Annotated in this window: 12 protein-coding genes; 4 read left to right on the top strand and 8 right to left on the bottom strand. The window is 57.5% G+C overall.

Annotated elements, in window-relative coordinates; all coding sequences use genetic code 11:
• Nucleotides 1-140 precede the first annotated feature (140 nt).
• A complete protein-coding gene (locus tag CU100_RS25325; protein ID WP_106719415.1) occupies nt 141-1,370 on the bottom strand; it encodes an SGNH/GDSL hydrolase family protein in 1,230 nt (409 codons plus the stop codon).
• Between the two features lie 244 nt (nt 1,371-1,614).
• On the bottom strand, nt 1,615-2,889 hold the full coding sequence (locus CU100_RS25320; protein ID WP_106719414.1) for a lytic murein transglycosylase: 1,275 nt from the start codon (nt 2,887-2,889) through the stop codon (nt 1,615-1,617).
• A gap of 218 nt (nt 2,890-3,107) precedes the next feature.
• Here CU100_RS25320 and galU point away from each other — a divergent pair, with 218 nt between their 5' ends.
• Both galU and CU100_RS27760 read left to right on the top strand, forming a co-directional pair.
• Nucleotides 3,108-4,007: a UTP--glucose-1-phosphate uridylyltransferase GalU gene (gene galU / locus CU100_RS25315; protein WP_106719413.1), complete on the top strand. Its 900-nt coding sequence runs from the start codon at nt 3,108-3,110 to the stop codon at nt 4,005-4,007.
• Between the two features lie 84 nt (nt 4,008-4,091).
• Nucleotides 4,092-4,265 carry a ribbon-helix-helix protein, CopG family gene (locus CU100_RS27760; protein WP_407070381.1) on the top strand — a complete coding sequence of 58 codons (174 nt, stop codon included), beginning with the start codon at nt 4,092-4,094 and terminating at the stop codon, nt 4,263-4,265.
• 519 nt (nt 4,266-4,784) lie between these two features.
• Here the strand turns inward: CU100_RS27760 and CU100_RS25305 are convergent.
• Entirely contained in the window at nt 4,785-6,524 is a 1,740-nt protein-coding gene (locus CU100_RS25305; RefSeq protein WP_106719411.1) for an outer membrane beta-barrel protein, read from the bottom strand.
• A gap of 228 nt (nt 6,525-6,752) precedes the next feature.
• On the opposite strand from CU100_RS25305, the gene CU100_RS25300 reads away from it, so the two are divergent.
• Nucleotides 6,753-7,748: a KpsF/GutQ family sugar-phosphate isomerase gene (locus tag CU100_RS25300; protein WP_106719410.1), complete on the top strand. Its 996-nt coding sequence runs from the start codon at nt 6,753-6,755 to the stop codon at nt 7,746-7,748.
• A 166-nt stretch (nt 7,749-7,914) separates the two neighbouring features.
• Here CU100_RS25300 and CU100_RS25295 read toward each other — a convergent pair whose 3' ends face one another.
• From CU100_RS25295 to hemH, 5 genes are all read right to left on the bottom strand, one after another.
• On the bottom strand, nt 7,915-8,112 hold the full coding sequence (locus tag CU100_RS25295) for a type II toxin-antitoxin system HicA family toxin (RefSeq protein WP_106719409.1): 198 nt from the start codon (nt 8,110-8,112) through the stop codon (nt 7,915-7,917).
• 3 nt (nt 8,113-8,115) lie between these two features.
• The gene (locus tag CU100_RS25290; RefSeq protein ID WP_106719408.1) at nt 8,116-8,352 is read right to left on the bottom strand and encodes a DUF1902 domain-containing protein; all 237 of its coding nucleotides are present in this window, start codon (nt 8,350-8,352) and stop codon (nt 8,116-8,118) included.
• A gap of 61 nt (nt 8,353-8,413) precedes the next feature.
• Nucleotides 8,414-8,872, bottom strand: a complete 459-nt coding sequence (locus tag CU100_RS25285) for an NfeD family protein (protein WP_106719407.1) — start codon at nt 8,870-8,872, stop codon at nt 8,414-8,416.
• 160 nt (nt 8,873-9,032) lie between these two features.
• Nucleotides 9,033-10,028, bottom strand: a complete 996-nt coding sequence (locus CU100_RS25280; protein WP_106719406.1) for an SPFH domain-containing protein — start codon at nt 10,026-10,028, stop codon at nt 9,033-9,035.
• Between the two features lie 256 nt (nt 10,029-10,284).
• Complete coding sequence (gene hemH / locus CU100_RS25275; protein ID WP_106719405.1) at nt 10,285-11,334, bottom strand: ferrochelatase; 1,050 nt, start codon at nt 11,332-11,334, stop codon at nt 10,285-10,287.
• 225 nt (nt 11,335-11,559) lie between these two features.
• On the opposite strand from hemH, the gene CU100_RS25270 reads away from it, so the two are divergent.
• Nucleotides 11,560-13,014: a M10 family metallopeptidase C-terminal domain-containing protein gene (locus CU100_RS25270; RefSeq protein WP_106719404.1), complete on the top strand. Its 1,455-nt coding sequence runs from the start codon at nt 11,560-11,562 to the stop codon at nt 13,012-13,014.
• The last annotated feature ends 109 nt before the right edge of the window (nt 13,015-13,123 follow it).

Below are 13,123 nucleotides of genomic sequence, written 5' to 3'. Positions count from 1 at the left end.
AACTTCCCGCGGAAGTGGAATTTCTGCCGCCGGAATTGCCCGTTTTGGTGCGAACCCGGTGAATTCCCGTTTGAGCGTGGTTCAAAGTCCCGCGATTCGGATCAGAACCGCGCATTTTTGATTCGAAAGTATCTTTCCGCTCACTGCTGCGGTTTCGGCCATGAGAAATCATTGACGCGCCCAGGTTGACCGTCGGGAGCGACGCCATCGATGACGAGCCGGTCGCGCGCGGATTTTGCCGGCGCGGGTGCACCGCGCGGGACCGCGCCGAGAAGGGCGCTGCCTCCATCGAGTTCGGGATCGTTGAGACTGATCGGGGCAACGCGATCGACTGTGACGGGAGCCTGCGGCGTTCCCGGAAGCGCCTGCACCGGCGCGCCTGGCTTGATTGCGGCGATATCGGGCGACGTCGCATTGCCCAACATCTGGCGCAGCGGCTTCTCCACGTAGAAAGCCAGCTTGCGCTTGCCGGCGGCGGTCAGGCCGATACCGTCATTGTTGCGCAGCCGCGCGGTCTGACCGGACATGTCGAAACCCGACAGGGTGAAGCTGCCGCTCTGGTCAACGAACCCGTCCCAGACGTCGACGAATGTACCCCCGGCCTTTTCCGTCGCGTTCCGATAGAGCTCGTTGAAGGCGAGCACATCGTTCGTCATGCTCCTCGTCTTATAGGAGAGCTGGCCTACCCAGACGACAGGAAGGCCGGTTTTCTTGACGGCTTCGAGAAAAGCGTTGATCCGCGCCTGATACTCCCTGTTCCAGTCATCGCTCAACAGGGCTTGGCCACTGGCGAACTGCTGCCGATCATTCGCCCCCGCCATGATCACGACGACAGCAGGCTTCTCGGCTTCGACGAGGCTGCCAATGGTTGCCGGCCAGTTAAGGTGATCATCGCGGACGAAGCCTGAGGACCCGTCGCTCTTGTCGACGACACGCACACCCGGCGCATCGATGAAGGCTTCATCAAGCCCCTCGGCGAGGCCCTTCGCCATGAAGTCCCCCACCACGAGCACAGCCTTGGCATCCGGCAGTTTTGGCGGAATGGCAAGTTCCTTGATCTCGACACCGGGGATTGCAGCTGTGGAAGTCTGGGGAGCAACGGAGCGTGGCCGTACGCGCTTGATCGGCCGGTTGCGGTTTGGCTGCCGGACCCTTCTACCATTGCCATCCTCTATGAGGCGGTCCGTTCTTTCACGATAGACGGGGCGCTGGCCGAACAGCATGTCGAGGAGTGTACGTGCGGAGGCGGTTTCGGTGATGACGAGCATGGCCGCAAGAGCGAGAACCAATGAAAGCAACAGGGGTGCGCGGCTGATCGGCCTAAAACGCTCCCCTCTGTCCTGCCGGACACCGATTTGATTGCAATCCATAAGTCTGTCCCTGCGACCCCGAGATTTGCACCGACCACGTCGGAGCTTATCTCCCTCGTAGCGGGGGAGAAAGGATTTTCTTGGATTAGCCTCGTTGCCAAAGACTTGGAAAATTCAGGAGAGGGAATTTTTCAAGGATCAACACTATTTCCCTCACTGGCGATTTTCAGCACTTAGCAAGGGCCAAGATGCTGAAATCGCTTTCTCTCCCACAAAGGGGAGAGATAATCGGCAGGCGCTATTGCTACTTCTTCCTTATTACCGTGAGCACTTCCTTGCTCGGATGTCCGTCAGGATCCAGCCCCATCTGCTTCTGGAATGCCTGTATGGCATTTCTCGAGCCATCGCCGATCTTGCCATCGACCTTTCCGTCATAATAGCCGAGTTCGCGCAAATGATTTTGCAGTTCCTGTCGTTCCTTCATCGTAATCGGCGTGAAAGGGCGGTTCCAGTCCTGGCGCAGCCCCATTGAACCGCCGATCTGGTCGGCGAGAAGACCAACGCCAAGGGCGTATTTGTCGGCATTGTTGTAGGCCTTGAGGACGAAGAAGTTGCGCGTCATCAGGAAGGCCGGACCACCGCGGCCGTCCGGCACCTTCAGGGTTGCCTTCTCGCCACCACCTGGAAATGCCTTGCCATTGGCACGAACAACGCCGAGTTTCTGCCATTCGGAAATCGTGCGGGACCCGGAAGGGAATTTGCGCCCGGCAGGAAGCACGACCTCGTAACCCCATGTGCGCCCGGTCTGCCAACCATTCTTGGCGAGAAGATTGGCTGCCGTCGCCAGGGCATCGGGCACTGAATTCCAGATGTCACGCTTGCCATTGCCATCCATGTCGACCGCATAGGCAAGATAGCTTGTGGGGATGAACTGGGTATGGCCGAGAGCGCCAGCCCAGGAACCGGTCAGATGGCTGCGGTCGATCTCGCCCTTCTGCAGAATTTTCATGGCGGCGATGAGCTGGGTTCGCGCAAATTTGGCGCGGCGCGGATCGGCATAGGCGAGGGTTGCGAGCGAGCGCACCGCATCGCGCATGACATCGTCGCGCTTCATTATCTCACCGAAATTGGTCTCCATCGACCAGATGGCAAGGAGGATATTGCGGTCCACGCCAAAGGATTTTTCGATCGCACCGAGCCAGCGGCTGTATTTGTGTGCCATCTCCCGGCCGGTTGCGATCGATTGTTCGTTGACGCGATTATCCAGATAGTCCCAGACGGGTGCAGTGAACTCCGGCTGGAACCGGGCCTTCTCAAGAACTTCCGGATCGATCTCCGTTACGCCGGCGAAGGCACGGTTGAACGTAGACGCCGATACGCCGCTGCTGAGCGCCGTGCTGCGGAAATCCGCGATCCAACTCTGGAACTTTGCATCGGCAGCCGCATTGTTGATCGCCCCTGCAAAAGCAAGGCCCGCTGCGGCGGCAACGATCAGCGCGCGCCTGGAAAGAGCTGCCAGGGCGCCTCCTGTGGCAGAAAGATTCGATATGGATGCAATCCGCTCTAAACCCCCGATCATGTCTCGTCCTCGTTTCCGTAGTTTGGGTCAAAGGATAAATTAAGCAGGTCAAAGTTAGGAATTGGTTTACCATGCGTGGGCAAACAAGCCGGCAACCGCTACATTAACACCGGCAACGATTATTTATTTTACACAGATGTGCATTTTGGGTCTTTGAGCCAAAAAAGTCTATCGAGGAAATTCCCGCATTCCAAATTGTAATCAGTAATGAGGTAGTGATGTCCGAACCCAAGAAGATACGCAAGGCCGTCTTTCCAGTTGCGGGCTTTGGCACCCGTGTTCTTCCCGCCACGAAATCCATTCCAAAAGAAATGCTGACTGTAGTCGACAAGCCGGTCATTCAATATGTGGTGGACGAGGCACGCGAGGCCGGTATCGAACATTTCATCTTCGTGACGGGCCGCAACAAGGCGGTGATCGAAGATTATTTCGACGTCCAGTACGAGCTCTATCAAACCCTGTCGGAACGCGGCAAGACCAGCCTTCTCGACGAACTGCAAGGAATTCAACCCGGCCCCGGAACGACGAGTTTCACACGCCAGCAGGTTCCGATGGGACTTGGCCATGCGGTCTGGTGCGCACGCGACATTGTCGGTGACGAACCTTTCGCGCTGCTTTTGCCTGACATGATCATGCAGCCGGAAAAGAATGGCTGCCTCGCCGATATGGTGGAACTCTACAACCAGTCTGGCGGCAACATCGTCGCCGTGCAGGAATGCGATCCGGCCGAGACGCATAAATACGGCATCGTCGGGCAGGGCAGGCCTGTCGGCAACGGGTTTGAACTGACGCAGATGGTCGAGAAGCCGGCCAAGGGAACGGCGCCGTCCAACCTCTATATCAACGGCCGCTATATCCTGCAGCCGGAGATTTTCGGCATCCTTGAAAACCAGGAGCGCGGCGCCGGCAATGAAATCCAGCTGACCGACGCGATGTTGAAGCTGACCAAAGAACAGGATTTCTTCGGCTACCATTTCAAGGGCCGGACCTATGATACCGGCTCCAAGGAAGGGTTCGTCGAAGCCAACGTGGCATTCGCACTGTGGCGGGAGGACATCCGCAACGGCGTGATCGACACTATCGGCAATTTGCTGAAGACGATCCAGCCCCGGGGGTGAAGGAACCCTTCGTCCACGGCCTGCTTATCACTCTCCCTTCCAAGGGAGAGTGAACCCATCGACTTCTGTCTCGGTTGAACGCCCATTTGCGATGGGATACACTGTGTCAAGGTACCGGAAGGACAAGCGACGTCGACCCAGGATAAAACTCAGATTTCACTTCTCGTTCCCAACGAGATGCTGGAAGAGCTCGAGTTGGCTGCTCGGGCTTTAGGCCGCGACCGAACATGGGTGATGCTCCGCGCATTTCGTCAATAGCTCGACGCAGAAGGCGCCGATATCCTCCAGGAAGCGGAAGGACTCATATCGCTTGACCGTGGCGAGGGCACAGATTTCAATGAAGTTCCCGGCATGGGCAAGGCGATAGTCTCATCAGCAAGGAAACGGGAAATTTACAGGCTGGGCTGATGAAGCCCGATAGCACCCAGCTTTCCCCCCAAAGCCGAGCGCTGGTTTTTGGACGAGGTCGCCTATATCGCTGAACATAGCCCATCCGCAGCGGCAAATATGCTGAGAGAATGCGCAATCTGCAAACTCGATTGTCGAACTTTCCTGATTTGGGTGTACAGGGAGCGATATCCGGGACCCGGCGTGTTGTCATGAAACCATATGTCCTAACTACCCATTGAAGGACGAGGTGCTGGAAATTGTGGCGATACGACATTCGAGGCAGGGCGATTCCTATGCGCCGAAAGAGGTTTCAGACGAAATGGGCATGGAAGCAGAGGGAAACGAGGCGTAAGTGATCCAGGGTGTAAACCTGGAGTGCTGCGCTTCCTACCGCTGCAGCGTCACGCCCATGAAGATGCTGGTTTCGTCGGTCTGGCGCGATTCGACTTCGCTGCGGGTGAATTCATGCCGCGCACTGATATCGAAGCCGAAGAAGCGATTGAACCAATAGGTAGCGCCGATTTCAGCGCCGAAGCCCTTGTCCCAGCCGGTGCCATCCTTGTTGTCGCGTAGAGAGGCGATCAGGGTTGCCTTGAGATCGAGATTGGCGCGAGCCTGCCGCTTGATGCCCAGCGTGCCTTCGTAAAAAATCGAGCCGCTGTCGCCAGGCGCCGTCGCTCCCTCGACACGGGTGAGGAGGCCGATATCGACATCGGTTCCGCGCTGGGGAGACCATTTAATGGCGCCGTCCACGCTGAGACCATCCACTGGAGAAAGCCGGTCGTCATCGATGCCCTGGCGCAGATAGCCGAGCGCGAACTCCCCCGCCAGCTTTTCGGCGAAATCAATCTCGACACCGCCGCGCAGCGCAGTACGAACGCCGGAACGCTGGAAACCGTTGACGTCTTCCTTCTCGTCATAGATCAGCTTGCCGATTTCAACCTCTGCGAAAGGCTTTATGGCGGGGGACATTTCGAAGCCGCCGCGCAGTGCGATACTGGCAAAAGTATTGTTGCGATCCTTCTGGCTGACCACCGAACCATCGGAAAATTCGGCATTGCCGTAGACGGTGCGATCGACATTGCCCTTCACGTCCGCGAAAAACCTGCCGAATTCCTTGCGCAAGCCCAGGCTGCCGTCCAGTTCCTGCACCGCTGGCCGGTTCGAGGTTCCGAGGATGGTTGTCGGTGCGCTCGGGTCTTCCTGACGATAGCGGTAGCCTACCTCGCCCTTGACCGTGGTGTGTTCGCCAAGGTCCAGCTGAATGCCGCCGCGCAGGCCGATATTCGGCTCCGAATAATCCTCACCGGATATCGTCCTGTCATAAGTGCCGTCGAAATCGAGCCAGGCCGAGTGGCGCGCCCAATCGGTGGTGGCACGGGCGCGTAGACGGGTTTCCGACAGAAGCGCACTGCTGCCATCCGAGCTGCCATCCGCGTTGGTCGTGGCACGCAGTCCGGTGCTGATGGACGGGCGAAGGGTTACGAGACCCGCCCTGATGCCGAGGGGCGCGAAGGGCTCCGGATCGGGCCGGACGATGCGCCGTTCAAGCGCCGGTTCCGGCAGATTGTCGCGATCGGTACGGCCCGCCGGCGGGTTGGCCTCGCCGTTTTGCTCAATCGGACCATTGTCGAACGTGTCGGCACGTTCTTCGTCGAGCAATGACCGTTCACCCGGACGAAGGCGCAGGGGCCGCGCAGCGGGGACGGGCGCAGTCTCGCTGCCGGGCAGGGCGGCATCGTTCGGCCTGAGACCGCCGCTATCGTCCGCGGGTCCGGAAGGCGGCGTACCATCGTCCAGCGGTACCCCGAGCAGGCCGAGATTGCCATTGTCGTCATCAGGCAAGGCACCCGGACTGACGGGCTCGTAGCGACGCGATGGTATGCCATTTTGCGTTGCTGGAGCAGGTGCATTCGGGGGGCCGGCGGCAGGTGCACCATTGTTTTGTGCCGGCAATGCGTTCTCCTGCAGGGTCCCGCGCAGTGGCAGCGCCTGTTGCGCATAGGCATGATCGCCGGTCGCAAACATGGTGCTGCACAGCAATGCTGCCATCAGGCAGACATTGATTGCGGTCCTGAAGCTGCCGTCCGGTGGCGGCGCTTCCAAGCGTTTGTGCAGACGATTCATCAATCAGGATGCCAATGTTCGAACGTTAAGGATGGTAAAGAGCCATGGTTAACGAGTGGCTAAGAGCGCGCCCCGAAACTCTGCTGCGGCGGTCGTCCGGGCAAATTGTTCGCGCATGTGCCTGGTCTCCGGTGGCATGAACCACGCGACAGATCCTGACCCGTCGTAAAACTGCTGCGACGAACAAAAAATGGACAGCGGAGAGCGGAAGCGCTAACGGTTGCGACCATGCAGGCAATCAACGACACAAAACTGGATAGAACCGCTGCGGTCGATTCGGCCAGGCGGACGATTTCAACCGAGAAGGACGGCCTCGCCGCGCTGGGCGCCGCCCTCGAGGGTCCGCTGGCCGGGCCCTTCTGCAAGGCGATAGAACTGATCGCGGCCGTGCGAGGCCGGATCATCGTCACCGGGGTCGGCAAGAGCGGCCATATCGGCTCCAAGATCGCAGCGACCTTCGCCTCGACCGGCACGCCAGCGTTTTTCGTGCATCCTTCCGAGGCCAATCACGGCGATCTCGGCATGATCGCTGTCGACGACGCGATCCTCGCCATTTCGTGGTCGGGCGATACGGCGGAGCTCAAGGGTATCGTCAGCTATTCCCGGCGCTTCCGTATCCCGCTGATCGCGGTGACGGCGGGGGAGAATTCGGCGCTGGCGACGGCGGCCGACGTGGTGCTGCTGATGCCGAGGGTGACGGAAGCCTGTCCGCACGGCCTTGCCCCGACGACATCGACGCTGATGCAACTCGCCATGGGTGACGCGGTCGCCGTGGCGCTTTTGGAAGCGCGGGGCTTTACTGCAGGCGATTTCAAGACATTCCACCCGGGTGGTTCGCTTGGGTCGAGCCTTACCCATCTGCACGAAATCATGCATCGCGGCGAACAGCTGCCGCTGGTGCCGCTCGGAATGCCGGTGCCCGAGGCGATGAAGGTGCTGGCAGACAAGCGCTTCGGCTGCGTGGCTGTGCTCGACGAGGAGGGGACGCTGGCGGGGATCATCACCGACGGCGACCTGTCACGCAATCTTCATCGCAACCTCGTTACGATGACGGTCGATGAGATCATGACGCGCAACCCAAAGACCGTGCCGCCGACGATGCTGGCGAGCGCGGCGCTGGCGCTGCTCAACGATCACAATATCGGCGCGCTGATCGTGACCGAAGAGAATGTCCCGGTCGGGATCGTGCATTTCCATGATTTGCTGCGGATAGGGGCAGCCTAGAAGCCCGAACGCAAATTCGCCAAGGCGGGCTGCAAATGGCGTTTTTGATGCTCACGTACGAAAGATGTACGCTGCGCTTCCGTGCTCGAACACCGCCTTTTCGCCACCCCCCGACGAATTTTCGATCGGGCTCTGACATATTTGCGGGACTCGGCAGTTTCTCGTGTCAGAATGCTTTAGGCAGGCCAGCTTGTTTTAGAACAGCGTTGGCGGTGTGGCGTTTTTCGATGTTTGAGGGAACGACAAAGAACCGGTTGGTGATCGGACTGCTCCAATATTCGTGGCTACCCTTAGCTTGGCGCACGAATTTGCATCCGGCTTTGCTTAGAAGATCGGTGAGTTCCCGATAGAGAACGGCAACCACGTATTAGAGTGCTTTTGCTGTGGAATTATCTGTTTCTATGTAGAAGCGGAGACGAAGCTTCTTTGGATCGCTTACCCAGCCATTCAGAACCGCCATCTCCGGCGCAATCTCCCAAACTCTTTCAAGCAACTCGCTATAGCTTGGCGCTTCTGTAGCAATGGGCAAATCATCGTTGACGGCAATCCATTGGCCGTCTTCCTCGAAAACAGAGACAACAAAGCTGGGCGTATGTTTCTTCATTCTTAAATCATATCACAGGCGCGATCAGCATCGCAAACACGACAATAGTCTTACAGCGACCCTAAGCCGCCTCAACCACGAGCGTTCCACGATCGATACCGGTGATGCGCACGCGCGTTCCCGCGGCAAGGTCGGGACCCGTGACGCGCCACAGGCTATCGCCGATGCGGGCACGGCCACGGCCGTTGATCGTCGCCTCCTCAAGGGTCACGACCTGACCGATCAATTGTTCGCCGCGCCGGTTGAGCAAGGGTTCGTCCGATTCCACATCCGTTGCGCCGATCAGCCTGCGGCCGATGAACACAGCTATGACGGAGAGGACAAGGAACAGAATGACCTGGATTTGCCAGTTCATCCACGAAAATTCGCCAAAAAGAATGGCGAGGCTCCCGACGATGAGCGCGGCAATGCCGAACCAGAGAAAGAATATCCCCGGCGCCGCCACTTCGAAAATCATCAGGATTAAACCGAGCACTATCCAGTTCCATGGTCCGAGCTCAGCGAAGAGACGTTCAAGCATGTTTGGTCCTGTTGATATTCACGCCATCGCGGCCTGCAAATGGCTGTCTTCTGCGCTTCCGATGCTCATGTACCCAAATGTACACTGCGCTTCGGTTCTCGAATACCGCCATTCTCGGCTCGCCCTGACCTGAATCTCAGCAGGACCAGACCTTTAACGATCACGAATTTGTCGAGCCAGTGCCCGGAACCGTGCGGCCGCGGGTAGGCGGCGTTGTCGGGGCAGTGGGGCTGGCGGGTGCGTTGTCACCAAAAACTTCGCGGGCAATCGCGCCGATACCGCCGAGCGAACCGATGAGAGAGGACGCTTCCATCGGCATGAGTATGACCTTCTGATTGGGGCTGGTCGCGAACTTGCCAAATGCTTCCGTATATTTCTGCGCAACGAAATAGTTGAGCGCCTGCACGTTGCCTGCCGTGATGGCGGCTGAAACGAGCTCGGTTGCCTTGGCTTCAGCCTCCGCCAGGCGCTCGCGGCCTTCTGCTTCGCGATAGGACGCTTCGCGCTTGCCTTCGGCCTCGAGGATCTGAGCCTGCTTGAGACCTTCGGCACGCAGGATCTGCGCCGCCCTCGTGCCTTCGGCTTCAAGAACGACAGCACGTTTGTCGCGCTCCGCCTTCATCTGGCGGCCCATGGAGTCGAGGAGGTCTTGTGGCGGATTGATATCCTTGATCTCGACGCGGGTCATCTTGATGCCCCATGAGTGCGCCGCTTCGTCGACGACCCTGAGCAGCCGGTCGTTTATCGTATCGCGATTGGACAGGAGTTCATCGAGAACCATCGAACCCATGACGGTACGGATATTGGTCATGGTCAGGTTGAGAATAGCGTTTTGCAGGCCGCTGACCTGATAGGCTGCCTGCGGCGCATTGAGGATCTGATAGAAAGCGATGCCATCGACGGCGATGTTGGCATTGTCCTTGGTGATGACTTCCTGCGTCGGAACGTTCAGCACCTGCTCCATCATGTTCAGCTTGGCGCCAATGCGGTCAAAGAACGGCACGATGAGATTGAGGCCGGGCGCAAGGGTGCGGGTATATCTGCCGAAGCGTTCGATCGTATAATTGTAGCCCTGCGGCACGGTCTTGACCCCCGCAAACAGAACCACAAGCACGAGAACGACAAGTACTGGTATCGTGAAGTCAAAACCGCTCATTCATGGCCTCCCCTGGCTGACCTTATGGGCAGCGTCAATAATCACAACTCGCCGGCGGGTGCACGATAGACGATAGTTGTGATTCTCGCGAACGCATTGTTTTAGGAGGTCGGTTTTGGCCGGCGTTGCACTGCAACCGCCATCACGCATATCAGCGATGTCGCCAAATGCATCGGGTTTTTTTGAGAGGTCGATGCCTTGCGTAAAGTTGATCTAGCTGTTGACGGACTCATTGCTTGGCAGGTTCGGTCTCGTATCAGACCCAGCCCTGCAATTCGCGGCGGACGAGCGTCTCGATGACTTTCATGCCTTCGTCGCTATCGTTAAGACAGGGAACATGGGTGAAGTTGACGCCGCCATTGTGCCGGAAAATCTCCGCACCTTCGCCGGCGATCTCCTCGAGGGTTTCGAGGCAATCGGAGACGAACCCCGGATTGAACACGGCGACGGATTTCACGCCTTCGCGGGCGAGTTTTTCCAATGTCTTGTCCGTATAGGGCTGCATCCACTCTTCCGGGCCAAAACGGGACTGGAAGCAGGTGACCAGCCTGTCCTCACCCCAGCCGAGGCGCTCGCGCAGCAAGCGCGTCGTCTTCCAGCAATGGCAGGGATAGGGATCGCCGCGCTTGAAGTAACTCTGCGGAATGCCGTGATAGGAAGCGATGAGGACTTCCGGCTCAAAATCGAGCGTCGCATAATGCTTTTCGATAGAGGTCGCCAACGCGTCGATATAGACCGCCTCGTCCTGGTAAGATGGCACCGTGCGCGTTGCCGGCATGAAGCGCATCTTGATGAGCGCTTCGAAGAACTTGTCGTTTACGGTCGCTGTCGTCGTTGCCGAATATTGCGGGTAGAGCGGGAACATGAGGATGCGCTTGCAGCCCTGTTTGTCCAGCCGATCCAGCGCCTCCTCGATCGAAGGCCTGCCATAGCGCATCGCCCAGTCGACCACGATCTGCGGATGCGAGGCGAGTGCCGCGCCCAGCTTGTCGCCCTGCGAACGGGTGTAAGTGCGCAAGGGGGATTCGTTAAGCTCGCGATTCCAGATCTTGTCATACAAGGCGCCGGATTTTTTCGGCCGCGTATTGAGGACAATGCCGTAAAGGACGGGCAGCCATATGGCGCGCGGCCATTCTATAACCCGTTTGTCCGAGAGGAATTCCCTGAGATAGCGCCGCATCGACGTCTTGTCGGTGCCATCCGGCGTGCCAAGATTGACAAGAAGCACACCGACTTTCGATGTTTCGATGCGCGGATGATCTCCCGGCTTTTTCACCGCGGACAGATCACCTCCCGAGATTGCCATTTGCTGCTCCACTTCTGTGCTGGGAACGTAGTGGGCGCCGGCGTGAAAGCAAGGGTGCGAAAGGCCGCAGCCATTGGTGAACGCTTACCGAGTACGTCAAATAAACGTGAACCGGCTAAATATTATTATTCGCTGTTTCGCCACAATCGGCGATCCAAGATAAGCCGTTGGTATTAATGCCAATGCATTAGCTGGCTCAGTTCCGGCTTACTTCTGGAGGTCATTTTGGACCAATTGGATTTTTCAGCCAAGGATTTCGATGAGTTCGTCAATCAATACACACGCACCAACGCTCTTGCGGCGATCTCACCTGTAAAATCGCCACAAACGCATACCCCGACATTGGATGATGTCATCACCTATGTGTCACACGTCGATAGATCCGGCAAAGCCGATGTCAGAATCACAGACGCCGTCAACCATCACGCGGTTCCCGCGGACTACCATCCAACCGAATATCCGACGGAGGCCGAAACCCGAAAATTCGGGTCTCCAAAGATCGGTACAAAAGGAGGCGTCGTCAACTATAATTTTGACAAGGCATCTCACTACACGGAAACCGAAAAGGCTGCCTTCAGGGTTGCCTTGGCAGATTGGTCGAACGTGGCCAACATCCAGTTCAAGGAAACAGCGGCGTTGCAGGGTAAGGGTATCACGTTTATCCGCCCTGTGGATAAGAATGCTCATCCAGGTAACACGCACTGGTCTACGATTGGTAACGCCGATATTGCAGGCGACGGTTCCATTGCTTCGACTATCACTGATGCTGAAATCACCATCAAGGATAAAGCCGTAGGCCCCATCGATACCAGCAATCATTATGCAATAGGTGTCATAGCACACGAGATCGGTCATGCCATAGGCCTATCACATAGCGGGAAATATAATGGCACCGCAGATGGTATGACTGCACAAAATGGCCCCTATGATTCCCACCAGTGGTCGATCATGTCTTACTTGAATGCGGACGACCCAAAAGCCCGATATTATGGTGATCCGGCCATGTCAGAGAGAAATGCCTGGACCCCTTACACGCCGATGATCGCGGATGTTGCCGCGGTGCAACGGCTTTATGGCAAGCCCGTTGGTGGCGCGCTGACCGGCGGGCAGACGTTCGGTTTCAACAGCAATGTAAAGGGTCCGGAAAGCGATGTTCTGGACTTCAAGATCAATCACGATCCACGGGTGACAATTTATGATTCCGGTACTGACAATACGGTTGATCTTTCAGGCTACACGCACGGAGCGAAAATCGATCTCACCCCTGGAACCTTCATCAGTGCCAGTCCGAAAGGTAATATGATCGATAATATCGGTATTGCCTTCGGCACCAAGATCGATCATGTCGTCGGCACGCAGGGTAACGATACGATCATAAAGAATGTCGATCTGAAGACCGTGATGAAGGGCGGTGGCGGTAACGATACGTTTGAAAGCACGCTCAAGGGATTTGACGGATCGACCATCGCGGATTTGAACATCGGCGACAAAATTCACTTTACCGATGCTGCCCCGTCGTCATTCCATTTCGCCGATCTCGGAAAGCTTCTAACCTTTGGCGATAAGTCGAGTTCCTATCATTTGGCCATGACAAATGATCCATCGGGAAGGTTTACCCAGACCGCCGACAAGTTCGGGGGAGTGGATCTTACCCTCGCGGCGGCCTCTCAATTCGCATGACCATGCGGGCCTGATACAAATCGCCTGATTTTCTTCACCCTCCCCGCTGCGGGAGGGTGGGGCTCCCACCTCCCCCTGGACAGGGGAGGTCGCTGCGGAGCTGCGGGTG

The organism is Phyllobacterium endophyticum (assembly GCF_003010935.1).
Classification (GTDB): domain Bacteria; phylum Pseudomonadota; class Alphaproteobacteria; order Rhizobiales; family Rhizobiaceae; genus Phyllobacterium; species Phyllobacterium endophyticum.
The sequence above is the reverse complement of the archived record's forward strand: the minus strand, read 5'-3'. Positions and strand labels throughout refer to the sequence as shown.